Raw genomic sequence first — 22005 nt, 5'->3', positions numbered from 1 at the left:
TCAGATCCCCTCCGGCTTCGCGGTGAAGTTCGCGGCCGTTTCCATCACGCCCGCCACGCGGAACACCGTCTCCTCGTCGAAGGGACGGCCGATCAGCTGCAGGCCCAGCGGCAGGCCGTCCTTGGACAGGCCGGCGGGAAGCGACAGGCCGGGCAGGCCGGCCATGCTGGTGGGGATGGTGAATACGTCGTTCAGCCACATGGTTACGGGATCGTCGGTGCCCTCGCCCATGCCGAAGGCGGCGGACGGCGCGGTGGGAGTCAAGATGACGTCCACCGTCTCGAAGGCCTTGCGGAAATCCTCGGCGATCAGGCGGCGGACCTTCTGGGCCTTGGCGTAATAGGCGTCGTAATAGCCCGCCGACAGCACATAGGTGCCGATCAGGATGCGGCGGCGCACTTCCGCGCCGAAACCGGCGGCGCGGGTCTTCTTGTACATGTCGTCCAGCGTCTTGCCGGGCACCCGCTGGCCATAGCGCAGGCCGTCATAGCGCGCCAGGTTGGACGAGCATTCGGCCGGGGCGATGATGTAGTAGGTGGCCAGCGCGTACTTGGTGTGGGGCAGGCTGATCTCCACCGGAGTGGCGCCGGCGGCTTTCAGCCATTCTAGCCCCAAGTCCCAAACCTTGGCCACCTCGTCCGACAGGCCGTCGGGGCGGTATTCCTTGGGGATTCCCACCTTGAGGCCCCGGATGTCGCCGGTGAGCGCCTTCTCGAAATCCGGCACGGCCATGTTGACCGAGGTGGAATCCTTGGGATCATGCCCGGCCATGGCGCCCAGCATGATGGCGCAGTCCCTGACCGTGCGGGCCATGGGGCCGGCCTGGTCGAGCGAAGAGGCGAAGGCCACGATGCCGAAGCGCGAGCAGCGGCCATAGGTCGGCTTGATGCCGGTGATGCCGCAGAAGGCGGCGGGCTGGCGGATGGAGCCGCCGGTGTCGGTGCCCGTCGCGCCCAGCACCATGCGCGCCGCCACGGCCGCCGCCGAGCCGCCGCTTGATCCGCCGGGAACCAGCTTGGCCTTGGGATCGGAGGTCTTCTTCCAGGGATTCTCCACCGCGCCGAAATAGCTGGTCTGGTTGGACGAGCCCATGGCGAATTCGTCGAGGTTGAGCTTGCCCAGGCTGACGGCGCCCGCCGCCTTGAGCTTGCCCGAGACCGTGGATTCGTAAGGCGGCTTGAAGCCTTCGAGGATATGGCTGGCCGCCGTGGTCTGCACACCCTCGGTGCAGAACAGGTCCTTGATGCCGATGGGCAGGCCGTCCATGGGCCCGGCCTTGCCCGCCTGACGGCGCGCGTCCGAGGCCTTGGCCTCGGCCAGGGCCAGATCGGGGGTCTCGACGATGAAGGCGTTGAGATGGCGCTGGGCCTCGGTCGCCTTGATGTGCTCGGACACCAGCTCGACGGCGGTGAACTCGCCCTTGGCCAGGCGGTCGCGGGCCTCGGCCATGGTCAGATCGGTCAGCTTCGTCATGATTATTCCACCACCTTCGGCACGGTGAAGAAGCCCTCGGCGGCTTCCGGCGCGTTGGCCAGAACCTTGTCCGGATACCCGCCGTCATTGACCACGTCGGCCCGCATGGGCGCCGTGATGTCGGCCACCGAGGTCATGGGCGTGACGCCGTCGGTGTTCACTTCCGCCAGTTGCTCGACGAAGGTGAGGATGTTGGACAATTCGCCGGCGAGGTGGTCGAGTTCCTCGTCCTTGACTTCGATGCGCGCCAACTCGGCGATGGCGCGGACGGTGGCTTTGTCGAGCGACATGGGCTGCGGAAAACTCCGGTAAATCAGGGTGGCCGGACGTTAGCACCGGGGGGGATAAGGTGCAAGCGGGGGAGGGGGCTACCCTTAGGGATCGACGACCGGAACGATCCTGTTCGCGACGAAATACCGTCGATAGTCCATGGAGACGCTGGTCAGCACGCTGATCCACAGACTCTGGTATTCAAGCCAGGCTTTGGCGGTCCTGGCGACCTCGCCGGAAGCCGCGGCGGCCCTGAAATTTTCGAACTGGGTCACCAGAGTGGCGTGGGCCGTGGCCATTTCGCCGTGACCGGCGTAGCCGTAGCGCTCCAGGACAGCGACCTCACGCGCGGCGTGACGGGCCATCTCGCCGCAATACTTCTCGATCATCGCTCCAAGGTGATAGCCCGAGCCGATCTTGTTCTCGATCTCATTGATCATGGCCATCAGGGCCATGTGGTCCCGGTCCAGTTCCGGAACACCGACCGAGAAGATGGGGGACCATTCCAACGCCATTGCGTTCGTTCCGCGTCACGAGTTTCGCATTTAATACTGTATGCGTGAAATTACGGCACTCATGTGTCTTTGCCCCCGGTCGGTCAGGACAACAATCGACGATTTTTCCGAGGCGTTCAATTCGGCGAAGCCCAGTTTCTCCATTCGGCCGATTCGCCTGGCAACCGTGCTCCGGCTGATTCCCGTCAGGGCGGCGATGCTTGTGATGTTGGCCGTCTTTCCCTTCAGGTGTTTCCGGTGCAGGGCCAGTGCGATCATCAGGTCGGTGGCGTCGTCGATGGGAGGGGCCTTCCAAAGTGCCGAGTCGGCAATGTTATGAATCTTGCAGCCGTCCAAAACGCCCTCCTTAGGTGCCACCGGCTGCTGTCCCCATCCATAAGGCCTGTGTCATTGAGGAGAATGTGCGATACCACATTCCAGATTACAACGACGCCATGGCTCAAAATGGGCGATTAACGGTAGCGAAAAGGGGGGGGCTGCCGGCCAGGAAGCCTGAAGGGTGGTGCCGCCAAGGGCCATCCGGTATGGTGCGGGTCATGCCCATTCTCTCTCCCGCCGAACTCCTTTCGTCCCTCACCCGCGATCAGCGGCTCCTGGGGCTCGACCTGGGGTCCAAGACCATCGGGCTGGCGCTCAGTGACGTCAGCCGCACCATCGCCACCCCTTTTGATACCATCCGCCGCACCAAGTTCACCAAGGACGCCGAGCTATTGCTGGCCGTGGTGGACAAGCAGGGTGTCGGCGGGCTGGTCCTCGGCCTGCCGGTCGAGATGGACGGGTTCGAGGGGCCGCGCTGTCAGTCGGTGCGATCCTTCGCCGCCAATCTGGCCCGGCTTCGCGACATGCCTATCGCCTATTGGGACGAGCGTTTGTCCACCTCGGCGGTGACCCGCACCCTGCTGGAGGCGGATTCGTCGAGAAAGCGCCGGGCCGAGGTGGTGGACAAGATGGCAGCCGCCTACATCCTGCAGGGGCTTTTGGACAACCGGACGGGCTTCGCTTGACGAATGTCAGGTCGCGCCCCGGCGCCGTGGTCTAGGATGCGTCCGCTTCAACGGGGAGGAATGCCCAACATGATCCGTCGTCTTGCCTTTGTCCTGTCGCTGGTTTCGCTGCCCGCTTTGGCCGGCGAAGTGACCTGCCCTGACCTTGCCGCCGTCCAGCAGGTGGGCACCTGCTCTTCCGAGCAGGAGCTGAAGTGGGGTTTCACCGGCTATTGCAGCGACAATCAGCGCATGTACGACAAGGAAGACGGCTCCTGCCTGTCGCTGGAGCATTACAAGAAGATCAAGGACGTCTCGCTGTGGGAAGCCGGCGAGTTCCAGGGCTACCTGCACTGCTCGCTGCCGCCCGAGACCATCAAGGCGTCCAAGTTCAAGCATATCGGCGCCATCCGCATCGGCGCCATGACCCGGGTGGTCTGCTCCTACGACAACGGCCTGGACCTGACCTACCGCACCAAGAGCGCGTGCAAGGTCGAGGGGAATAAGGCCGTCTGCGCCGATTGAGGTGGTGACGAGGCTGGGCTGCCGCCCAGACCCGTTTGGAGGCGCAGCCTCCAAACCTCCAGTCATTTCATGAAATAATAATCTGAAGGGTTGGGGAGGCTGAGCCTCCCCATCGGGGGATCGGGGGCGAAAGCCCCCGCTTCGAAGCGTGTTTTCAGGCCAGCCGGGGCTGGGCGGCTGAGCGCAGCAGATGGTCGGCCAGGGTGCAGGCCATCATGGCTTCCGCCACCGGCACGGCGCGGATGGCGACGCAGGGGTCGTGGCGGCCCTTGGTGGAGACCTCCACCTCGTTGCCCTTGGCGTCGACGCTCTTCTTGGGCGTCAGGATGGACGAGGTGGGCTTGACGGCCAGGCGCACAACCACCTCCTGGCCGGTGGAGATGCCGCCCAGGATGCCGCCGGCATGGTTGGACAGGAAACGCACCTGCCCGTCGTTGCCCATGCGCATCTCGTCGGCGTTCTCCTCGCCGGTCAGCGCCGCGGCGGCGAAGCCGTCGCCGATCTCGACGCCCTTGACGGCGTTGATGCTCATCATGGCCTTGGCCAGGTCGGCGTCCAGCTTGTCGTAGACCGGGGCGCCCAGGCCCACGGGCACGCCCCCGGCCACCACTTCCACCACTCCGCCGATGGAGGAGCCGGCCTTGCGGACGGAATCCAGATAGTCTTCCCAGGCCTTGGCGGCGATGGCGTCGGGGCACCAGAACGGGTTGTTGCCCACCTCCGCCCAGTCCCAGGCGGCGCGGTCGATGGCGTGCGGCCCCATCTGCACCATGGCGCCCCGGATGGAGACCCCGCCGGGGACAAGAGCGTCCAGCACCTTGCGGGCGATGGCGCCGGCGGCGACCCGCATGGCGGTTTCCCGCGCCGACGAGCGTCCGCCGCCGCGATAGTCGCGGATGCCGTATTTCTGCTGGTAGACCCAATCGGCGTGGCCGGGACGGAAGGTGTCCTTGATCTCGCCGTAATCCTTGGACCGCTGGTCGGTGTTCTCGATCAGCAGGCCGATGGAGGTGCCGGTGGTGCGGCCCTCGAACACGCCGGAAAGGATCTTCACCTCGTCGGGCTCGCGCCGCTGGGTGGTGAAGCGGTTCTGTCCGGGCTTGCGCAAATCCAGGTAATGCTGGATGTCGGCCTCGGCCAACGGAATGCCGGACGGCACCCCGTCGACCACGCAGCCGATGGCCGGGCCATGGCTTTCGCCAAAGGTGGTGAAGCGGAAAAGATGCCCGAATCCGTTTCCGCTCACCGCATTAGTCCTTGGCGACGGTGATGTCGGGGGCGTCCACCGCCTTCATGCCGACCACGTGGTAGCCGCAATCCACGTGATGGCACTCGCCCGACACGCCGGACGACAGGCCGGACAGCAGGTAGAGGCCGGCGCCGCCGATGTCTTCCAGGGTGACGTTGCGCTTCAGCGGGCTGTTGTACTCGTTCCACTTCAGGATGTAGCGGAAGTCGCCGATGCCCGACGCCGCCAGGGTCTTGATGGGACCGGCCGACAGCGAGTTGACGCGGATGCCCTGGCCGCCCAGGTCGACGGAGAGGTAGCGCACGCTGGCTTCGAGAGCCGCCTTGCACACGCCCATGACGTTGTAGTGCGGCATCACCCGCTCGGCGCCGTAATAGGTGAGCGTCAGCAGCGAGCCGCCGTCCGGCATCATGGCCGAGGCCCGGCGCGCCACCGAGGTGAACGAGAACACCGAGATGTGCATGGAGGTGAGGAAGTTCTGCAAGCTGGTGTCGGCATAGCGGCCGCGCAGCTCGTTCTTGTCGGAATAGCCGATGGCGTGGACCACGAAGTCCAGCTTGCCCCAGCGCTTTTCCAACTCGGCGAAGACGGCGTCGATGGAGGCCTCGTCCGACACGTCGCAGGGCAGCACGATGTCCGAGCCGACGCTTTGGGCCAGGGGACGCACCCGCTTCTCCAGCGCCTCGCCCTGATAGGTGAAGGCCAGTTCGGCGCCTTGGGCGCGGGCCGCCTGCGCGATGCCCCAGGCGATGGAGCGATCGTTGGCGACGCCCATGACAAGGCCCTTCTTGCCGGCCATCAGGGGAGCGGGAGCGGTCATGCGGTCCTCGTATCGTGGGTGAACGGATTGGTGGCGCGAGAATCGGGCCACGGCACCCCTACATACACGAAAGAGGCTTAGCGGCAAAGGCTATCCCAGGATTTCGCCCAGTTCCTTTTTCTTCACCACTTCCCGCTCGAAGTTGCTGAGTTCCGAGCCCAGCGCGTCGCGGATGGAGACCATGCCCACCGGAATGCCGTGGTCCACCACCGGGATGTGGCGAAAACCGTTGTCGTGCATCATGTGCAGCGCGTGGCCCAGTTTGCGGTCGGCGGTGATGGTGTAGGGATCGGCGGTCATCACCAGGGCCAGCGTGGTGGTGTCGGGGTTCACCCCCTCGGCCAGGACGCGGAACAGGCAATCGCGTTCGGTGAAGATGCCCTGCAGCTTGCCGTGGTGGTCGACGACCATCACCGCACCCACCTGACGAGCCTTCATATGGCGGGCCGCCTCGCGCACGGTGGCGGCGGCGGGCATGGTGAGAACGGTCTGGTTGCGGATGACGTCCCTGATCAATCGAACCGGCATGTGAGCCTCCCAGCTCTCCCCAGGATGCCTTCACTATGAACCCGCCGGCGGGGATGGGCAATCGGCACGAAAAAGGGCGCGGCCCCAAGGCCGCGCCCCTTCCCAATCAGTCTCGAAAGGCTTAGAGGGCCTTGAGATTGACCGCAGAGCTCTTGCCCTTGCGCGGATCGCGCTCGGTCTCGAAGGAGAGCTTCTGGCCTTCCTTCAGGTTGCCGATGCCGGCCCGCTCGACGGCGGAGATGTGGACGAAGATGTCGGCCGAGCCGTCCTCGGGCTGAATGAAGCCGTAGCCCTTGGTAGCATTGAACCACTTAACGGTGCCGTTCGGCATAGGAACCTCCAAATAACTAGTAGTACCCCGCATGCTCTCATGCGAGGGGTTCAATCGTTCGACCGGCGATGACACCTGAAGCGGCGCCGGATTCCCTGGCGGGAATCTGCGGCAGGTAGAAAGACGTGACTCAGAATGGACCGGCCCGGCGCGGAACACAAGGAAATTAACGCCGGTCGATGGCCTGATAGCTCTTTCCCACCCGCTGCAGCGCCTGGGTGGGAGTCTGGATGGTGGCCCAGCCGTCGATGCGTTCCGAGGTGACGAACACGCTGTCGGAATCGGCGAAGCCCCAGCCGATGGCGGTCCAGCCCTTGGGCGTCCAGCCCGCCACCAGCAGCGGAAAGCCCTTGGCCGAGGCCCAGGCGGGCGAGTCGATCAGGATGAACAGTTCCGCCTGGCCGTCCTCGTTCAGGTCGATCCGGCCGGCGCGCACCTGATCGCGGAAGAAGCCATAGGTTCCCCCGGCGTTGTAATAGGCCTTCCACTGGGTGCGCAACAGCAGGTCGATGTCCGGCGTCTCGGCTTCGGGCAGCGGCTGCAACGCCACCTGCGCCACCAGCCGGCCGAAATCCTGGGCCGGGGCGGAGAGGGGCAAAAGCAGCAGGGCGAGGAGGGCGAGTGCGGTGCGCATGGTCATGTCTGCCGGGAACCGGTGGACATTAAGGGGCTGGGCGGCGGGCGTCAATGCTGCGACGCAAACACACTAAAAATAATGTTGTATATATGGATAAAGTTATTTTACGGCTGTTATTTGTGTTGAATTCAAGATTGGTGTGGTGTATCACGGTCTCAAGCATGGGAAATAAGAGCGCGAGGACCCCGTCATGAGCGTTTCCGAAGTCGGTCTGATCGAATTGGAACCCACCCAGGTCCAGGCCTTGCTGGCCTCCGGCGAGGCGGTGCTGGTCGACGTGCGTGAGGACGAGGAGTTCGCCGAGGAGCATATCGAGGGTTCGGTGCTCTATCCCATGAGTGATTTCGAGCTGGAGACCTGGCCCAGCTATCCCGGCCGCAAGATCATCATTTCCTGCCTGGGCGGCGTGCGCTCGGCGGCCGTGGCCCGCAAGCTGATCGCCTCGGGGCAGGGCTGGGCCGTCCATCTGAAGGGCGGGCTCAACGCTTGGCGCGACGCCGGCCTGCCCACCGTGACGGCTGCTTAAGGTTTTTTCTTCCTCTCTCAAGCATTTCCCCACCTTGCGGGCGGCTGCTGGACGTAGCCGCCCTTTTTCTTTTTAATCCAGGGGCAATGGTCGGAGTGAAATGAGCATGCGCCGTCTCGGTCGAATCCTGGTCACCTTCCTGGCCGTGTCCGGTCTGGTTTTCCTGGGGCTGATCGGCCTGGGAAGCTGGGCGGCGATCCACATGGCCGGGGGCGACGCCGACGAGGTGCCCGAGCGGGTGGTCCTTAGCCTGGACCTCGACGCCAAGTTCCGCGATACCGCCGAGGGCAACCCCCTGGCCGAACTGGCGGGCGAGCGCTCCTACGGCCTGCGCCGCGTGGTGGAGGCCATCGACCGCGCCGCCGCCGACAAGCGGGTGACCGGCCTGTTCGCCACCATGGGCCATTCCGGCCTGGGACTGGCGGGGCGTCAGGATCTGCGCGACGCGGTGACCCGTTTCCGCGCCAGCGGCAAGCCGGCGGTGCTGTTCGCCGAGACCATGGGCGAGGGCGGTTCGGGCACGCTGGACTACTACCTCGCCACCGCCTTTTCCCAGGTGTGGCTGCAGCCCTCGGGCGACGTGGGCCTGACCGGGCTGTGGGTGGAAAGCCCGTTCATCAAGGGCACCCTGGACCTGTTGGGCATCAAGGCGCAGTTCTCGGGCCGCCACGAATACAAATCGGCCATCGACATGTTCACCGAGACCGGCTTCACCCCGGCGCACCGCGAAAATCTGGGGCGGCTGCTCGACTCCTGGTCCGAGCAGATCGTCGCCGGCATCGTCGCCGGGCGCGGCCTGCCCGAGGCCAAGGTGCGAGAGCTGATGGGCCAGGGGCCGTTCCTGCCCGCCGAGGCGCTGGCCGCCCGGCTGGTGGACCGGGTGGGCTACCGCGACCAGGCCCTGGAGACCGTCGTGGGCACCGGCTCCGAGATGGCCGAGGAGATGGATCTGGCCGACTACGCCGCCAGCCTGGATCACCCGCGCGGCGCCCGCGTGGCCCTGATATCCGGGGTGGGGGCCATCCATCGCGGCGAATCCCATCGCGGCCTGGACGGCGAGGGCGATTTCGGCGCCCGCACGGTGGCCGAAGCCTTCCGCGACGCCGTGGACGACGACAAGGTCAAGGCCATCCTGTTCCGGGTCGACAGCCCCGGCGGCTCCTACACCGCGTCGGACACCGTGCATCACGAGGTGGCCCGCGCCCGGGCGGCGGGCAAGCCGGTGGTGGTGTCCATGGGCGATTACGCCGCCTCGGGCGGTTACTTCGTCGCCATGGGGGCCGACCGCATCATCGCCGCGCCGGGAACCATCACCGGTTCCATCGGGGTGTTCACCGGCAAGGTGGTGCTGGACGAATTCTGGAAGAAGCTGGGCATCAGCTGGGACGAGATGCACCGGGGTGAAAACGCCGGCATCTGGAGCGCCAACCGGGCCTTCAGCCCCCAGGCCAAGGCCCGCATCGACGCCCTGCTGGACCATATCTACGCCGATTTCACCGGCAAGGCGGCCGACGCGCGGCGCATGGACGCGGCCAAGATGGACAAGCTGGCGCGCGGGCGCATCTGGACCGGGGCCGACGCCAAGGAGTCCGGTCTGGTGGACGGATTGGGCGGCTGGGCCGAGGCGCTGGCCCAAGTGCGGCAGGTGGCGGGGATCAAGGCCGAGGACCCGGTCACCCTGGTGGAGTTCCCCCGCCCGCGCAAGCCCTGGGAGATCCTGGCCGAGAGCCTGGGCGGCGGGGTGGCGGAACGGCGCATCCTGGCCCGCCTGCAGCCGCTGCTTGACGTCCTGAGCTCGGCGCCGGGCGCCCAACTGCGGGCCCCCGACCTGAGGGGGCCGCGATGAGCGAGACCAAGACCGTCGTCGTCACCGGCGCGTCGCGGGGCATCGGCCACGCCATCGCCCGGCGTTTCCTTGCCGAGGGCTGGCGGGTCATCACCTGCGCCCGGGCCGACGTGCCCAAGGAATGCATGATCGACCGCAACTGGGCCTGCCATATCGTCGCCGATCTGGCCGATCCCGCCGGTGCCCAGGATTTCGTCGCCAAGGCCAATGCCTGGCTGGGGTCGGAGCCGCTGCACGCCCTGGTCAACAATGCCGGCGTCAGCCCCAAGACCCCCTACAAGGAGCGCCTGGGGGTGCTGAACGGCCCCATCGACGGCTGGAAGGACGTGTTCGAGCTGAATTTCTTCGCACCGCTGCGATTGGCGCGCGGCTTCGCCAGCGCCCTGCACCGGGGCCGGGGCGCCATCGTCAACATCACCTCCATCGCCGGGCATTACGTCCATCCCTTCGCGGGATCGGCCTATTCCACCTCGAAGGCGGCGCTGTCGGGCCTGACCCGCGAGATGGCGGCCGAGATGGCCCAATTGGGGGTCCGGGTCAACGCGGTGGCGCCGGGCGAGATTCGCACCGAGATGATCTCCGCCGAATACGAGGCGCTGGTGCCGCGTATTCCGCTGGAGCGCATGGGGACGACCGGGGACGTGGCCGGAACGGTGTTCCGGCTGTGCGGCCCGGATTTCGAGTATGTCACCGGCACCGAGGTCTTTGTCACCGGCGGCCAGCACCTGTACTGAGAGAGGTCAGCGGAAATAGGCGGGCTCGGCCCCGGTGATCTCGCCCAGATGGGCGACGATGTAGCGCATCAGCTTGGCAGTGGGGGAAAATTCGCCGCGGATCACGCCGCCTTCGGCCACCTTGACGGTGACCATGGCTTCGACGCAATCGTCGAGGGAGCGCACCGCCGCCAAGGTCAGCCGGACGCGGTCGCCCGGCCGCATGCCGTTTCCCTGGAAGCTGAGACCGGCAAGGGAAACGTCCAGCAGCGGGAAAACCTTCCCGTCGATCAGCACAGCGAGGCCATCCCCCATCTTGCGGGCGTGCTGCCGCCGCTCCTTGATCTGCGTCACCCTGCCGGCTCCCTGCTCGTGAACATACGATGGGTATAGCGGATGGGGGTAAACGGCATTTGCGCTACATGTAAACAGCTGATCACCGACAAGGGATGGTCACTGCGCGGCGCGCGGCGCGTTGGCGAAGGTCTTGCGGGTGAAGGCGGAAATTTCGCCCAAGGCGGTTTCCTGGGTGATGCCGGCGGCCTTGGCGCGCTCGACGAACTTGGCGACGTATTCCAGGTTGCCGGGAATGCCGAACGAGCGCTTGAACATCTCCTCGCCCATCAGGTCGTAGATGATCAGCGTCATCACCGCCAACTGGTCCATGCGCAGGCCCAGCTCGCCCACCAGCATCTTGGTGGACAGGCCGCCCACCTCGGCCAGCAGGCCGGTGATGCGCACCGTCTGGTCGGCGTTGGGCAGTTCGGCGCGCACGGCGGGGTCGAGCAGCACCATGGTGAAGGCGGCCGAGCGCAGGCGCTTGCCGTCGGGGGTCAGAATATCGGCGATGCGGGCCCGGCGATCGCCGCTGGCGGCCGGAGCCGCGGCACCGCCGGCCTTGACCTCGTGGACCTGGGCGGGAACGTCACCGCCCGAGATGGCGGCGGGTTTGGGCTTGTCGGCGGGCTTGGTGGCCTCGGCGCGAGCGGCGGGCGGCACCAGGAAGGCGGGGATGTTTTCCGGCAGGGTGGACGGCACCGGCAATTCGGCCGGGTTCTCCTTCAGGCGGCGGATGTCCTCGGGCACCTTGTAGTCGAGAATCCGCTTGCCCAGGCGCTTCACCAGCGCCGGCGACAAGGTTGAATATTCAGGGACGAGCGCCACCTGCCAATCGTGAATCAGATGCTCCTGCATGGCGTCGTAGAGCACTTCGCCCCGGCTGCGCTTGGGTGCCTTTTCGGTGGCGGACAGGGACAAAAGGCGCATCAGCTTGCCCATCAGGCCCTTGGGCGCCGCCGAGCGCTCGGCCCCGCCCTTCAAGGGGCGGGTGTCGCCGTCCAGGCGCTTGCGGAAGTGCCGCTTGGCGCAGGTCCGCACCACCATGGAGACCACGTCGTCCAGGGACCGGCCGCAGGCGAGCAAAGCGTCGGCCTGTTCCACCGGCACGTCGTGCTCGTCCACCAGCAATTGACGGAAGCGTTCGGTATTGGCGCGGAAGGCCTTGAAGCAGCGGTCCAGCAGGTCCGGGTCATCGAGGACGCATTGCAGCACGCCGCGGCGCGGCAGCTTCTTCAATTCCGGAACCAGCTGCGCCATGACGTCGGCCACCGGACCCTCGAGGGTCAGGTTGATCTGGCGGACGATCCGGGCTTGGGCCTCGGACGGAAGGCGCGGCATGGTGAAATCCGATCGAATCGCTACCTCCCCGAAAGGTAAGCCGAACGGGTCAAATTCCCAAGTGACGATATGTCAGGCCTTGAATGCTTATGCAATAAGACTGAATCCATTCAGCCTCCGGCGGGGGCGGGGCTGAGTTCGTCTCTTATCCATAAAGTATAAGCCGATTCAAATAGTAGGCCGGCGCTGGACCGCGCCGGCCCGTTGCCGTCACGGTCTAGTCGCGCCTCGAACGGTGGCCGAAGCGGGCGAAGACGCCGCGCATGAAGATGGCGCATTCGATGACCTCGGTGGTGGGGCCGATGCCGCGCAGCCTGGCCCGCTCGACGATGCGGGTGACCAGCTCGGGGTCGGCGCGCGGGCCGAACAGGCGGCCGAACACCGTGCTGCCGATACAGTCCTGGGCCACCATCAGCATGACCGCCAACTGGTCCTTGCGCAGTCCCAGCCCTTCGACCAGGGCGGTGGCGGGTTGGCCGCCGACGCCGCGCAGAAGGTCGCCGATACGCACGATCTGGTCGGCGTTGGGCAGCACGGCGCGGACTTCCGGATCCAGCAGGGTCTCGGTGAAGGCCTCGGCGCGCAGGCGCTGCATGTCGGGGGTCAGCACGTCGTCAAGGCTGGCCGTGCGGGGATGGACCACCGGCTGGACGGGTGTGAGCGGGGCCTTGGCCGCCGGGGCGAAGGGGGAGATGAACGGCGCGGCGAAGGTGGACGGCGTGGTCGCCGGGCTCCCTTCCGTCATGGTCTGGACCGGCGCGTCGGGGTCGGCGATCAGGCGGGCCAGGGTATCGGCCTCGCGGCAATCGAGAAGCTTGGCTCCCACCCGGCGGACCAGGGCCGGGTCCATCTCGGAATAGGCCGGAACCAGCGGCACCTGCCATTCATGCAGAAGGTAGGCCTTGATGGCGTCATAAAGCTCGTCGGCGGGGCTGCGCGCGGCGGCCTGGGCGCGCGCTTCCTCGGCCGCGGCCTCGGCCTCGGCCTCGGCGCGGGCGGCGGACGGCGACAGCTTGCGGCGGAAATAGCGTTTGGCGGCGGTGCGCACCACCATGGCGATGACTTCGGCCAGGGTGCGGCCGCAGGAAAGCGGGACGTTGTCCTCGCTCACCGGTCGGCGGCGTTCGTCCACCAGCACGTAGCGGAAGCGGGGGCGTTCCTTGCGGAAGATCTGGAAGCAGCGGGACAGCAGGTCCAGGTCGTCGAGGGTTCGGTCATAGGCCTGCTCACGCGGCAAGGCCTTCAGCTCCGGCAGGAACTGTCCGAGAATATCGACAACCGGCCCCTGGAGGGTCCCGTTGATTCTGAAGACCGCTGTCGCGGTATCCGTCATGGCGTCAACCTTAACTCCCATCGCGCCTCAAATCCCCGTAAGGAAACGTTAACACGCGATGAATTGCCCATCACCAAAAATGATGCGGACCTGATCGCATCACCGCCACAATACCCCCATTCGGCATAGGCTAATGTGAAGGACCTCACATAGCGACGGAGAAAAAGCATAAGCTCCTCACCCGAGGCGGGGGGCCCAATGCCGCATGCCTCCGCCATCCCGCCCAATGGGCGGGGCGAGATGGGGGCGGGCGCCTTCGCAAACTACTGATATGGGGGGCAGTGCAGCCCGGCGGGCGAAAGGGTGAAGATCTCGCAGCCGGTGGCGGTGACGCCGATGGAGTGCTCGAACTGGGCGGACAGGGACTTGTCCTTGGTCACCGCCGTCCAGCCGTCGGCCAGGATCTTGGTTTCATAGCGGCCGGCGTTGATCATGGGCTCGATGGTGAAGAACATCCCCTCGGCCAGCACGGCGCCCTCGCCGGGATTGCCGTAATGCATGACGTTGGGCGGCTCGTGGAAGATGCGGCCCAGGCCGTGGCCGCAGAAGTCGCGCACCACCGAGAAGCGGTGCTTTTCGGCGAAGCTCTGGATGGCGTGGCCGATGTCGCCCAGCGTGGCGCCGGGCTTGACCACCTCGATGCCGCGCATCAGGGATTCGTAGGTGACTTCCACCAGCTTGCGGGCCTTCACGCCCACCTTGCCCACGTAGTACATGCGCGACGAATCACCGTGCCAGCCGTCGACGATGGGCGTCACGTCGATATTGACGATGTCGCCGTCCTCCAGGCGCTTTTCGCCGGGAATGCCGTGGCAGACCACGTGGTTGACCGAGGTGCAGATGGATTTGGGGAAGCCGCGGTAGTTCATGGGCGCGTTGACCGCGCCGCGGGAGGTGATGAACTCGGCGCACAGGCGGTCCAGCTCGGCGGTGGTCACGCCGGGCACCACGTGGGGGGCGATGAAGTCCAAGGTCTGGGCGGCGAGAAGGCCGGCCTTGCGCATGCCTTCGAAATCGGCCGGGCCATGGCGGCGGATGCGGGAATATTCCCTGTCTTCGTGTTCCATCGGTCCTTCAGATCCGTTCGCTCAAATCCATGCCCAAGGGCTCGCCCAGCTCGATGCCGCCGGTCGACAGGCGGCAGGTATAGCAGATCGCTTCGACGCCGTCGCGTATCGCCTGGGCCAGGGCTTTCGCATAGGTCGGGTCGATGTCGGCGGCGGGCCGGAACGCGGTGCAATCGGCCCGCTGCACCAGATAGACCATCACCGCGCGCTCGCCCGCTTTGACCCGGTCGGTCAGCTCGGCCAGATGCTTGGCGCCCCGCACCGTGACCGCGTCGGGGAATTCGGCCCAGCCGCCGCGCTTTAAGTGGACGTTCTTCACTTCCACCCAGCATTTGGGGCGGCCTGGGCTTTCCAGCAACAGGTCGATGCGGGAATTCACGCCGTATTTCACCTCGCGGCGGATGGATTCATAGCCTGCCAGCTCGGGGATCAGCCCGGCGGCCACGCTTTCGGCGACGATGCCGTTGGGATGCGCGGTGTTGACGCCCACCAGATGGCCGTCCACCGTCACCAGCTCCCAGTTCCATTTGAGCTTGCGCTCAGGCTTGGAGGCGGGCGACAGCCACACTTCCATACCCGGTACGGCGGTGCCCAGCATGGCGCCGGAATTGGCCACGTGGGCGGTGGTCTCGGTGCCGTCGTCGAAGCGGACATCGGCCAGGAAGCGCTTGTAGCGCTTGATCAGGGTGGCGCGGACCAGGGGAGCGGAAAAGCGCATCACTCGGTCTCGGGGCTCATGCGGCTGTTGAGGCCGTTCAGTCCCGGCACGGCGCAGCCCTGGGGCGCGGGGGCGGGCTGGCAGGGATGGGGCGCCCAGCCGGTCATGGTCAGCACCTGGAAGGTGGCGGGCAGGCGGCCGTCGGGACCGGCGAAGCGCTCCTGATAGAGCGCCACGGCGTGCAGCAGGGTGGCGCGCCGCGTCAGTCCCTTGCGCTGGGCGGCCACGGCGTTGGTTTCGCCCATGCCGCGCAGGTCGGCCATCAGCCGCATGGGATCGGCATAGCTGACCGAGACCGCATCGGCATCGGCCACCGGCAGGGCGAAGCCGGCCCGCTGCAGCAGGGCGCCCAGATCCTTGACGTCGGCGAAGGGGGCGATTCGGGGGCTTAAGCCCCCTTCCTCGGCCAGTTCGGCGTCGGCCAGGCATTGGCGCAGCTCGGCCAGCGTCCCGGCTCCCAGCAGGGCGGCGACGAACAGCCCGTCGGGCTTTAAGACCCGGCGGATCTGCAGCAGGGTGCCCGGCAGGTCGTTGACCCAGTGCAGCGACAGGCATGACACCACCAGATCGAAACTGTGGGCGGCGAAGGGCAGCCATTCCTCGTCGGCGGCCAGGGTCGGGTGGCCGTTGGCCGCCGCCTTGGCCGCCATGGCGGGCGACAGGTCGCACTGCACCAGGGTCTCGATGCCGCCGCGCCCCCGCAGGGTGTCGGCCATCTCGCCGGTGTGGCAGCCGAGATCCAGCGCCATGGGAAAGCGCCGCTTGACGTCGTCCAGGCGATCGGCCAGCCGCTCGGCGACTTCGCGGATCAGGAAGTCGTGGGCGACGAAAGTGCCGGCGGCACGGTCGCGGCGCTTGCGCACCAGCTGGCGGTCGAAGATTCTCATGTCAGGGTGTATGGCATGTCCGCACCAAAAGAGGGAAGGGGAGAAGATGCCGGTCAGGTTTGCACGTCTGGTGATCGACGCGCTGCTGCCGCCGCTCTGCCTGTCCTGCGGCTCGGAGGTGGCCGAGCCCGGCAGCCTGTGCCCCCAATGCTGGTCGGCCATGGTGTTCCTGGGCGATCCCGCCTGCACCTGCTGCGGCCTGCCCTTCGAGCTGGACGCGGGCGACGGCGTGGTGTGCGGGCAATGCGCCCGCCAGACGCCGCGCTATGGCCGGGCGCGCGCCGTGCTGCGCTATGACGACGCGTCGAAGGCCTTGATCCTGCGTCTCAAGCATGCCGACCGCCTGGAAGGCGTCGAGGCCTTCGCCCGCTGGATGGCGCGGGCCGGAGGGGCGATGCTGGCCGAAGCCGATCTGCTGGTCGCCGTGCCGCTGCACCGCTGGCGTCTGTTCGCCCGGCGCTACAACCAGGCGGCCCTGCTGGCCAACGCCATCGGGCGGATGGCCAAGGTGGCGGTCGAGCCGGGAATGTTGGTGCGAACGCGGCGCACTCCGCCCCAGGGCCATCTCGGCCATGACGCGCGGGCCCGCAACGTGGCCGGGGCGTTCAAAGTGGCCGAACGTCTGCTTCCTCGCCTCGACGGGCGCCGGGTCGTTCTGGTCGATGACGTCATGACCAGCGGCGCCACGGTGGACGAATGCGCCAGGGTACTGCTGCGGGCCGGTGCCGCGTCGGTGGACGTGCTGACCCTGGGACGGGTGGTGCGGGAAGGCTAGCTGCGCTATATAAAGGCGGCACTGAAACCTGGAGCCCAGTCATGGCCGAGATCGAGATCTACACCACCGACGTCTGCCCCTATTGCGTCAAGGCCAAGAAGCTGTTCGACAAGAAGGGCGTGACCTATTCCGAGATCAACGTCTCGACCGACGACGGCCTGCGCCAGTACATGACCAACCGGGCCGGCGGGCGGCGCTCGGTGCCGCAGATCTTCATCGACGGGGTGCATGTGGGCGGCTGCGACGATCTCTACGCGCTCGACAAGGACGGCAAGCTCGATCCCATGCTGGCGGGCGGGGCATGAGAAGCTTCAAGGCGGCCTGCCTTCAGGTCAACGCCTCCAACGACCTGATGGCCAATTGCGAGGCCGCCGCCGCCCTGGCGGTCGAGGCCCGCGCCGCCGGCGCCGACCTGATCCTGATGCCCGAGAACGTGGCGATGATGGAGTGGGGGCGTTCCAACATCGTGCTGAAGGCCCAGCCGGAAGAGGACCACCAGGCGCTGAAGTTCTTCCGCGATCTGGCGCGCGAGATCGGCGTCTGGCTGCATGTGGGCAGCCTGCACGTCCTGCTCGAAGGCGGCATGGTCGCCAACCGCACGTATGTGCTGCGTCCCGACGGCGAGATCGCGGCGCGCTATTCCAAGATCCACATGTTCGACGTGGATCTGGGCCTGGGCGAGGTCTACAAGGAATCCGCCACCTTCCAGCCCGGCGACGACGCGGTCTGCGTCGACCTGCCCTGGGGGCGGCTGGGGCTGTCCATCTGCTATGACGTGCGCTTTCCGCACCTCTATCGGGCGCTGGCCCATGCCGGATCAAGCTTCCTGGCGGTGCCGGCGGCCTTCACGCGGACCACCGGCAAGGCCCACTGGCACGTCCTGCTGCGCGCCAGGGCCATCGAGACCGGCTGCTACGTCTTCGCCCCCGCCCAGTGCGGCGAACACGTCAACGACCGCCAGACCTACGGCCACGCTTTGATCGTCAGCCCGTGGGGCGAGGTTCTGGCCGACGCCCTGGAACGGCCCGGCTGGGTGATGGCCGACATCGATCCGGAAAAGGTCAAGGACGCAAGGCGCAAGATTCCCTGCCTCGACCACGACCGGCCGTTCGGGGTGCCGAAGCGCTAGGTCAGGACAGCGTCCCCGGCCCCGGTCCGTTGATGGCGGCGATGCGGCTCACCACCTTGGCGCCGCCCTCGATTCCGTCCTCGTAGGCGACGACCGTCAGGTCGCGGGCCAGATCCAGCAATTCGCCGCGTCTCAGCAGGTGGTCGGGATTGGCCGGGCGGCCGAATTTCTCGTTGCCGGCGGCGAAGGTCTCGTAGAGCAGCACGCCGCCTGGCTTCAACGAGGCCAGGATGGCCGGGAACAGCGGCCGCCACAGGTAATTGGTCACCACCACCGCGTCGAAGCTCCGCCCCGCCAGCGGCCAGGGCGAGCCGTCCTCCAGGTCGGCGGCGATCAGTTCCGCGCCCTCGGCCAGCCGGGCCTGGGCCACGTCGCGGTCAAGCGCGGTGACCTTGTGCCCAAGATCGAGGAACAGGCGGGAATGCCGCCCTCCGCCGCAGGCGAGGTCGAGCACCGTTCCTCCCGCCGGAACCAAGGCGGCGAAGCGGGCGATCCAGGGGGAGGGGGCGACGCGGAAAGGGTCGGTGCCCATGGCTTTTACGGACCGTATCTGTTACCAAGAACGCGGATAGCGGATATCAGCGGCCATGATCCTGTTCGAATTGCGCTGCAAGGCCAAGCATCATTTCGAAGCCTGGTTCAAGGACGGCGCCACCTATGACAGACAGGCGGCGGCGGGCGAGATCGCCTGCCCGGTCTGCGGCGATTCCCACATTGAAAAGGCCCCCATGGCGCCCCGTCTGGCCAAGGCGCGCGGCGATGCGCTGGACGCCAAGGCGGCGGCGGGCGAATTGCGCAAGATGCTGGTGGACCTGAAGCACAAGGTGCAGGCCAGCTGCGACTACGTGGGGGAGAAATTTCCCGACGAGGCGCGCAAGATCCATTACGGCGATGCCGAGGCCCGGCCCATCTACGGCGAGGCCACCCCCGACCAAGCCCAGGAGCTTGAGGAGGAGGGAGTCGCCGTCGCCCGCATCCCCTGGGTGGCCGAAGGGAATTAATCTTTCAATCCGGGGAGTGGAGGGCCTATGCTGCGCCGCAGCAAGGTTCCCTGTTCCGGTGCGTCATGCCCATCTTCTACCTGCGCAGGCTTTCGGGCCATCGGCGCACATCTTCGGCCAACAAGCATCTCGGCTATTCCCTGGCCTTCATCGCCGGCGCCATCAATGCCGGCGGCTTCCTGGCGGTCCAGCGCTATACCTCGCATATGACGGGCATCGTTTCGTCGGTGGCCGACAACCTGATCACCGGCGATCTTTCGGCGGTGCTGCTGGCCTTCGGCTCGCTGGCCGCCTTTGTCGCCGGCTCGGCCTATTCGGCCATTCTGATCAATTGGGGGCGCCATCACCGCACCCACAGCAAATACGCCTATCCCCTGCTGTGGGAGGCGATCCTGCTGCTGGGCTTCGGGCTGATGGGCGGGTCGCTGGAACTGCACGAAAGCGCCTTCATCCCGGTGACCGTGATGCTGCTGTGCTTCATCATGGGCTTGCAGAACGCCATCATCTCGAAGATTTCCAACTCGGAAATCCGCACCACCCACATGACCGGCATCGTCACCGATATCGGCATCGAACTGGGCAAGGCCTTCTATATCAATTCCCAGGCGGAATCCGAGCATTACAAGCCGGTCCGGGCCAACCGGGCGCGGCTGGCCGTGCTTTCGGGCCTGCTGCTGTCCTTCCTGGCCGGCGGCGTGGCGGGGGCGGTAGGCTTCAAGTATGTGGGCTACGCCTCGACCATTCCGCTGGCGGTGTTCCTGGTGTTCCTGGCCATCGTGCCGCTGGTCGATGACGCCCGCACCCGGTTGCGGATGTTCACCCGCCACCGGCTGCATTGACGTCTGCCCTTACCCCTTCACTCCGAACAGCATGTAGTTGACGTCGAGGTTTTCCGTCTCGCGCCAGATGTCGGACAGCGGGTTGAAGGCCATGCCGGCCATCTGGCGCACGGTGACGCCGTGGTCGCGGAGCATGGCGGCGAATTCCGAGGGACGGACGAATTTGTGCCAGTCGTGGGTGCCCTTGGGCAGCCAGCCCAGCACGTATTCGGCCCCGACCACCGCCAGGGCCCAGGCCTTGGCCGTGCGGTTCAAGGTGGCGCCCATGAAGACGCCGCCCGGCTTCAGATGCGCCGTCGCGTGGCCGAGGAAGGTGGAGACGTCGGGGACGTGCTCGACCACTTCCATGGACAGCACCACGTCGAAGGTCTCGGCAGGGGGCAATTGCTCGGGCGTCGCCACCCGGTAATCCACCGCGACTCCCGATTGCTCGGCGTGCAGGCGGGCCATGGCGACGTTCTTGTCGCCGGCGTCGATGCCGGTGACGGCAAAGCCCATGCGGGCCAAGGGCTCGGACAGCAGGCCGCCGCCCGAGCCCACGTCCAGCAGGGTCAGGCCCTCGAACGGGCGCATCAGGCTTTCGTCGCGGCCGAAATGGGCGGCGAAGTGGCGGCGCATGAAGGCCAGCCGCACGGGGTTGAAGCGATGCAGCGGCTTGAACTTGCCGGCCGGGTCCCACCAGGCTTCGGCCATGGCGGTGAACCGGGCGATTTCCTCGGGCGATGCGGTGCCCAACTGAACCATGAATTTTCACTCCGCCTTCGACATTCACCCGTCAACATTTCGTCAGGGGGCCGCGCTTGCGTCCCGCTGGGCGACAGAGTATGAATACGCGCCCTTCCGGCGGCAACCGCGCAAACGAGAGTTTTTCGCGGGCCATCGGCGAGGGAGGATAAGGAACAGCCCGGGGCTGCGACAACAAGGGTTTTCTCATGGCTCGCATCGTTATGAAATTCGGCGGCACCTCCGTCGCCGACATCGAGCGCATCAAGAATGTCGCCAACCGCGTCAAGCGGGAATTCGACGCCGGCAACGAGGTCGCCGTGGTGGTCTCGGCCATGTCGGGGGCCACCAACCAGCTGGTCGCCTGGTGCAACCAGGTCGCGCCGCTGCACGACGCCCGCGAATACGACGCGGTGGTCGCCACCGGCGAGCAGGTGACCACCGGCCTCCTGTCCATCGCGCTGCAGGAACTGGGCGTCAATGCCCGGTCGTGGTGCGGCTGGCAGCTGCCGATCCGCACCGACGGCGTCCATGGCAAGGCGCGCATCATGTCCATCGAGACGGACGAGATGATCGAGCGCATGGGCAAGGGCGAAGTGGCGGTGGTCGCCGGCTTCCAGGGCTTAGGCCCGGACAACCGGATCTCCACCTTGGGCCGTGGCGGCTCGGACACCTCGGCCGTGGCGCTGGCCGCCGCGCTGAAGGCGGACCGCTGCGACATCTACACCGACGTGGACGGCGTCTACACCACCGACCCGCGCATCGTTTCCGTGGCCAAGAAGCTCGACAAGATCACCTATGAGGAGATGCTGGAGCTGGCCTCGGTGGGCGCCAAGGTGCTGCAGACCCGTTCGGTGGAAATGGCCATGAAGCACCGCGTGCGCGTGCAGGTTCTTTCCAGCTTCGAAGACAAGCCCGGTACTCTCGTTTGCGATGAGGATGAGATCGTGGAAAAGGAATTGGTGAGCGGCATCGCCTATAGCCGCGACGAGGCGAAGATCACCCTGGTGCGCGTGGCCGACCGGCCGGGCGTCGCGGCCTCCATCTTCGGCCCGCTGGCCGATGCGGCGGTCAACGTGGACATGATCGTCCAGAACGTGTCCGAGGACGGCAAGTCCACCGACCTGACCTTCACCGTCGGCAACGCCGATCTGGAGCGGGCCAAGAAGGTGCTGGAAGACGCCAAGGGCACTCTCGGCTTCGAGAAGCTGCTGGCCGATCCCAACGTGGTCAAGGTCTCGGTGATCGGTGTCGGCATGCGCTCGCACGCCGGCATCGCCCAGAAGATGTTCCAGACCCTGGCGTCCGAGGGTATCAATATCCAGGTGATCTCCACCTCGGAGATCAAGATCAGCGTGCTGATCGAGGAAAAGTACACCGAACTGGCCCTGCGCGCGCTTCATACCGCCTACGGTCTGGACGCCGCGTAAGCGGGGGCAC

At 66.4% G+C, this 22005-nt stretch carries 28 protein-coding genes; 11 read left to right on the top strand and 17 right to left on the bottom strand.

The features are described 5' to 3' along the window. From gatA to XM1_RS17725, 4 genes are all read right to left on the bottom strand, one after another. A complete protein-coding gene (gatA, locus tag XM1_RS17740) occupies window positions 1-1473 on the bottom strand; it encodes an Asp-tRNA(Asn)/Glu-tRNA(Gln) amidotransferase subunit GatA (protein WP_068435828.1) in 1473 nt (490 codons plus the stop codon). Window positions 1474-1475: 2 nt separating this feature from the next. Next, window positions 1476-1763, bottom strand: coding sequence for an Asp-tRNA(Asn)/Glu-tRNA(Gln) amidotransferase subunit GatC (gene gatC / locus XM1_RS17735; protein WP_068435826.1), 288 nt, complete (start codon window positions 1761-1763; stop codon window positions 1476-1478). A gap of 84 nt (window positions 1764-1847) precedes the next feature. Further along, window positions 1848-2258, bottom strand: a complete 411-nt coding sequence (locus tag XM1_RS17730; protein WP_068435825.1) for a hypothetical protein — start codon at window positions 2256-2258, stop codon at window positions 1848-1850. A 30-nt stretch (window positions 2259-2288) separates the two neighbouring features. Then, window positions 2289-2594 carry a winged helix-turn-helix transcriptional regulator gene (locus XM1_RS17725; RefSeq protein WP_068435823.1) on the bottom strand — a complete coding sequence of 102 codons (306 nt, stop codon included), beginning with the start codon at window positions 2592-2594 and terminating at the stop codon, window positions 2289-2291. A 200-nt stretch (window positions 2595-2794) separates the two neighbouring features. Here XM1_RS17725 and ruvX point away from each other — a divergent pair, with 200 nt between their 5' ends. After that, window positions 2795-3262, top strand: a complete 468-nt coding sequence (gene ruvX / locus XM1_RS17720) for a Holliday junction resolvase RuvX (RefSeq protein ID WP_068437990.1) — start codon at window positions 2795-2797, stop codon at window positions 3260-3262. 69 nt (window positions 3263-3331) lie between these two features. Next, window positions 3332-3766: a hypothetical protein gene (locus tag XM1_RS17715; RefSeq protein WP_068435821.1), complete on the top strand. Its 435-nt coding sequence runs from the start codon at window positions 3332-3334 to the stop codon at window positions 3764-3766. A 154-nt stretch (window positions 3767-3920) separates the two neighbouring features. Here the strand turns inward: XM1_RS17715 and aroC are convergent, their stop codons facing one another. The 5 genes from aroC to XM1_RS17690 all read right to left on the bottom strand — a co-directional run bounded on the left by aroC (window position 3921) and on the right by XM1_RS17690 (window position 7328). After that, entirely contained in the window at window positions 3921-5012 is a 1092-nt protein-coding gene (aroC, locus tag XM1_RS17710; protein ID WP_068435819.1) for a chorismate synthase, read from the bottom strand. A gap of 4 nt (window positions 5013-5016) precedes the next feature. Beyond that, window positions 5017-5835 (bottom strand): enoyl-ACP reductase FabI, encoded by an 819-nt coding sequence (gene fabI / locus XM1_RS17705; RefSeq protein ID WP_068435817.1) that lies wholly within the window; start codon window positions 5833-5835, stop codon window positions 5017-5019. Window positions 5836-5925: 90 nt separating this feature from the next. After that, window positions 5926-6363 carry a cyclic nucleotide-binding/CBS domain-containing protein gene (locus XM1_RS17700; RefSeq protein ID WP_068435815.1) on the bottom strand — a complete coding sequence of 146 codons (438 nt, stop codon included), beginning with the start codon at window positions 6361-6363 and terminating at the stop codon, window positions 5926-5928. A 121-nt stretch (window positions 6364-6484) separates the two neighbouring features. After that, window positions 6485-6694, bottom strand: a complete 210-nt coding sequence (locus XM1_RS17695) for a cold-shock protein (RefSeq protein WP_008621996.1) — start codon at window positions 6692-6694, stop codon at window positions 6485-6487. Window positions 6695-6860: 166 nt separating this feature from the next. Next, the gene (locus XM1_RS17690; protein ID WP_068437987.1) at window positions 6861-7328 is read right to left on the bottom strand and encodes a hypothetical protein; all 468 of its coding nucleotides are present in this window, start codon (window positions 7326-7328) and stop codon (window positions 6861-6863) included. Window positions 7329-7521: 193 nt separating this feature from the next. Here XM1_RS17690 and XM1_RS17685 point away from each other — a divergent pair, with 193 nt between their 5' ends. The 3 genes from XM1_RS17685 to XM1_RS17675 all read left to right on the top strand — a co-directional run bounded on the left by XM1_RS17685 (window position 7522) and on the right by XM1_RS17675 (window position 10437). Next, window positions 7522-7857, top strand: coding sequence for a rhodanese-like domain-containing protein (locus XM1_RS17685; RefSeq protein WP_068435814.1), 336 nt, complete (start codon window positions 7522-7524; stop codon window positions 7855-7857). Between the two features lie 106 nt (window positions 7858-7963). Beyond that, window positions 7964-9703: a signal peptide peptidase SppA gene (sppA, locus tag XM1_RS17680; RefSeq protein WP_231920572.1), complete on the top strand. Its 1740-nt coding sequence runs from the start codon at window positions 7964-7966 to the stop codon at window positions 9701-9703. Next, window positions 9700-10437 carry an SDR family NAD(P)-dependent oxidoreductase gene (locus XM1_RS17675; RefSeq protein WP_068435810.1) on the top strand — a complete coding sequence of 246 codons (738 nt, stop codon included), beginning with the start codon at window positions 9700-9702 and terminating at the stop codon, window positions 10435-10437. The genes sppA and XM1_RS17675 overlap by 4 nt, the downstream gene beginning before the upstream one ends. A 6-nt stretch (window positions 10438-10443) precedes the next feature. Here the strand turns inward: XM1_RS17675 and XM1_RS17670 are convergent, their stop codons facing one another. From XM1_RS17670 to XM1_RS17645, 6 genes are all read right to left on the bottom strand, one after another. Continuing rightward, window positions 10444-10770: a hypothetical protein gene (locus XM1_RS17670; RefSeq protein WP_068435808.1), complete on the bottom strand. Its 327-nt coding sequence runs from the start codon at window positions 10768-10770 to the stop codon at window positions 10444-10446. 99 nt (window positions 10771-10869) lie between these two features. Continuing rightward, entirely contained in the window at window positions 10870-12093 is a 1224-nt protein-coding gene (locus XM1_RS17665) for a hypothetical protein (protein WP_068435806.1), read from the bottom strand. 217 nt (window positions 12094-12310) lie between these two features. After that, window positions 12311-13447, bottom strand: coding sequence for a hypothetical protein (locus XM1_RS17660; RefSeq protein WP_231920571.1), 1137 nt, complete (start codon window positions 13445-13447; stop codon window positions 12311-12313). A gap of 242 nt (window positions 13448-13689) precedes the next feature. Next, a complete protein-coding gene (gene map / locus XM1_RS17655) occupies window positions 13690-14493 on the bottom strand; it encodes a type I methionyl aminopeptidase (RefSeq protein ID WP_068435802.1) in 804 nt (267 codons plus the stop codon). Between the two features lie 7 nt (window positions 14494-14500). After that, the gene (gene sfsA / locus XM1_RS17650; protein WP_068435800.1) at window positions 14501-15211 is read right to left on the bottom strand and encodes a DNA/RNA nuclease SfsA; all 711 of its coding nucleotides are present in this window, start codon (window positions 15209-15211) and stop codon (window positions 14501-14503) included. Then, window positions 15211-16098 carry a methyltransferase domain-containing protein gene (locus XM1_RS17645; RefSeq protein WP_068435798.1) on the bottom strand — a complete coding sequence of 296 codons (888 nt, stop codon included), beginning with the start codon at window positions 16096-16098 and terminating at the stop codon, window positions 15211-15213. Before XM1_RS17645 ends, sfsA begins: the two co-directional genes overlap by 1 nt. Before the next feature lie 46 nt (window positions 16099-16144). Here XM1_RS17645 and XM1_RS17640 point away from each other — a divergent pair, with 46 nt between their 5' ends. From XM1_RS17640 to XM1_RS17630, 3 genes are read left to right on the top strand one after another with little or no spacing between them, the layout of a single operon-like run. Beyond that, entirely contained in the window at window positions 16145-16873 is a 729-nt protein-coding gene (locus XM1_RS17640; protein WP_068435796.1) for a ComF family protein, read from the top strand. Window positions 16874-16914: 41 nt separating this feature from the next. Then, window positions 16915-17178 (top strand): glutaredoxin 3, encoded by a 264-nt coding sequence (gene grxC / locus XM1_RS17635; RefSeq protein WP_068435794.1) that lies wholly within the window; start codon window positions 16915-16917, stop codon window positions 17176-17178. Further along, entirely contained in the window at window positions 17175-18002 is an 828-nt protein-coding gene (locus XM1_RS17630) for a carbon-nitrogen hydrolase family protein (RefSeq protein WP_068435792.1), read from the top strand. The genes grxC and XM1_RS17630 overlap by 4 nt, the downstream gene beginning before the upstream one ends. A 1-nt stretch (window position 18003) precedes the next feature. On the opposite strand, the gene XM1_RS17625 is transcribed toward XM1_RS17630, so the two are convergent. Continuing rightward, window positions 18004-18534 (bottom strand): bifunctional 2-polyprenyl-6-hydroxyphenol methylase/3-demethylubiquinol 3-O-methyltransferase UbiG, encoded by a 531-nt coding sequence (locus tag XM1_RS17625; protein ID WP_068435789.1) that lies wholly within the window; start codon window positions 18532-18534, stop codon window positions 18004-18006. 55 nt (window positions 18535-18589) lie between these two features. Between XM1_RS17625 and XM1_RS17620 the strand changes: the two genes are divergently transcribed. Beyond that, a complete protein-coding gene (locus XM1_RS17620) occupies window positions 18590-19003 on the top strand; it encodes a DUF1178 family protein (RefSeq protein ID WP_068435787.1) in 414 nt (137 codons plus the stop codon). A gap of 65 nt (window positions 19004-19068) precedes the next feature. Further along, window positions 19069-19842, top strand: a complete 774-nt coding sequence (locus XM1_RS17615; protein WP_068435785.1) for a YoaK family protein — start codon at window positions 19069-19071, stop codon at window positions 19840-19842. A gap of 9 nt (window positions 19843-19851) precedes the next feature. Here the strand turns inward: XM1_RS17615 and ubiG are convergent, their stop codons facing one another. Further along, window positions 19852-20586, bottom strand: a complete 735-nt coding sequence (gene ubiG / locus XM1_RS17610; protein WP_068435783.1) for a bifunctional 2-polyprenyl-6-hydroxyphenol methylase/3-demethylubiquinol 3-O-methyltransferase UbiG — start codon at window positions 20584-20586, stop codon at window positions 19852-19854. 188 nt (window positions 20587-20774) lie between these two features. On the opposite strand from ubiG, the gene XM1_RS17605 reads away from it, so the two are divergent. Then, the gene (locus tag XM1_RS17605; RefSeq protein WP_068435781.1) at window positions 20775-21995 is read left to right on the top strand and encodes an aspartate kinase; all 1221 of its coding nucleotides are present in this window, start codon (window positions 20775-20777) and stop codon (window positions 21993-21995) included. The last annotated feature ends 10 nt before the right edge of the window (window positions 21996-22005 follow it).

The organism is Magnetospirillum sp. XM-1, assembly GCF_001511835.1.
Lineage (GTDB): Bacteria > Pseudomonadota > Alphaproteobacteria > Rhodospirillales > Magnetospirillaceae > Phaeospirillum.
Note: the sequence above shows the minus strand (reverse complement) of the source record. Positions and strands in the feature narration are given on the sequence as shown.

Coding starts and splice junctions, on each gene's coding strand:
- XM1_RS17640 (WP_068435796.1), top strand. CDS start 16,145: ATGCCGGTCAGGTTTGCACGTCTGGTGATCGACGCGCTGCTGCCGCCG.
- sfsA (WP_068435800.1), bottom strand. CDS start 15,211: ATGCGCTTTTCCGCTCCCCTGGTCCGCGCCACCCTGATCAAGCGCTAC.
- XM1_RS17715 (WP_068435821.1), top strand. CDS start 3,332: ATGATCCGTCGTCTTGCCTTTGTCCTGTCGCTGGTTTCGCTGCCCGCT.
- XM1_RS17630 (WP_068435792.1), top strand. CDS start 17,175: ATGAGAAGCTTCAAGGCGGCCTGCCTTCAGGTCAACGCCTCCAACGAC.
- XM1_RS17660 (WP_231920571.1), bottom strand. CDS start 13,447: ATGGGAGTTAAGGTTGACGCCATGACGGATACCGCGACAGCGGTCTTC.
- ubiG (WP_068435783.1), bottom strand. CDS start 20,586: ATGGTTCAGTTGGGCACCGCATCGCCCGAGGAAATCGCCCGGTTCACC.
- grxC (WP_068435794.1), top strand. CDS start 16,915: ATGGCCGAGATCGAGATCTACACCACCGACGTCTGCCCCTATTGCGTC.
- XM1_RS17615 (WP_068435785.1), top strand. CDS start 19,069: ATGCCCATCTTCTACCTGCGCAGGCTTTCGGGCCATCGGCGCACATCT.
- ruvX (WP_068437990.1), top strand. CDS start 2,795: ATGCCCATTCTCTCTCCCGCCGAACTCCTTTCGTCCCTCACCCGCGAT.
- sppA (WP_231920572.1), top strand. CDS start 7,964: ATGCGCCGTCTCGGTCGAATCCTGGTCACCTTCCTGGCCGTGTCCGGT.
- XM1_RS17700 (WP_068435815.1), bottom strand. CDS start 6,363: ATGCCGGTTCGATTGATCAGGGACGTCATCCGCAACCAGACCGTTCTC.
- XM1_RS17685 (WP_068435814.1), top strand. CDS start 7,522: ATGAGCGTTTCCGAAGTCGGTCTGATCGAATTGGAACCCACCCAGGTC.
- XM1_RS17620 (WP_068435787.1), top strand. CDS start 18,590: ATGATCCTGTTCGAATTGCGCTGCAAGGCCAAGCATCATTTCGAAGCC.
- XM1_RS17695 (WP_008621996.1), bottom strand. CDS start 6,694: ATGCCGAACGGCACCGTTAAGTGGTTCAATGCTACCAAGGGCTACGGC.
- fabI (WP_068435817.1), bottom strand. CDS start 5,835: ATGACCGCTCCCGCTCCCCTGATGGCCGGCAAGAAGGGCCTTGTCATG.
- XM1_RS17645 (WP_068435798.1), bottom strand. CDS start 16,098: ATGAGAATCTTCGACCGCCAGCTGGTGCGCAAGCGCCGCGACCGTGCC.
- XM1_RS17625 (WP_068435789.1), bottom strand. CDS start 18,534: ATGGGCACCGACCCTTTCCGCGTCGCCCCCTCCCCCTGGATCGCCCGC.
- XM1_RS17605 (WP_068435781.1), top strand. CDS start 20,775: ATGGCTCGCATCGTTATGAAATTCGGCGGCACCTCCGTCGCCGACATC.
- map (WP_068435802.1), bottom strand. CDS start 14,493: ATGGAACACGAAGACAGGGAATATTCCCGCATCCGCCGCCATGGCCCG.
- XM1_RS17730 (WP_068435825.1), bottom strand. CDS start 2,258: ATGGCGTTGGAATGGTCCCCCATCTTCTCGGTCGGTGTTCCGGAACTG.
- XM1_RS17675 (WP_068435810.1), top strand. CDS start 9,700: ATGAGCGAGACCAAGACCGTCGTCGTCACCGGCGCGTCGCGGGGCATC.
- gatA (WP_068435828.1), bottom strand. CDS start 1,473: ATGACGAAGCTGACCGATCTGACCATGGCCGAGGCCCGCGACCGCCTG.
- XM1_RS17690 (WP_068437987.1), bottom strand. CDS start 7,328: ATGCGCACCGCACTCGCCCTCCTCGCCCTGCTGCTTTTGCCCCTCTCC.
- gatC (WP_068435826.1), bottom strand. CDS start 1,763: ATGTCGCTCGACAAAGCCACCGTCCGCGCCATCGCCGAGTTGGCGCGC.
- XM1_RS17665 (WP_068435806.1), bottom strand. CDS start 12,093: ATGCCGCGCCTTCCGTCCGAGGCCCAAGCCCGGATCGTCCGCCAGATC.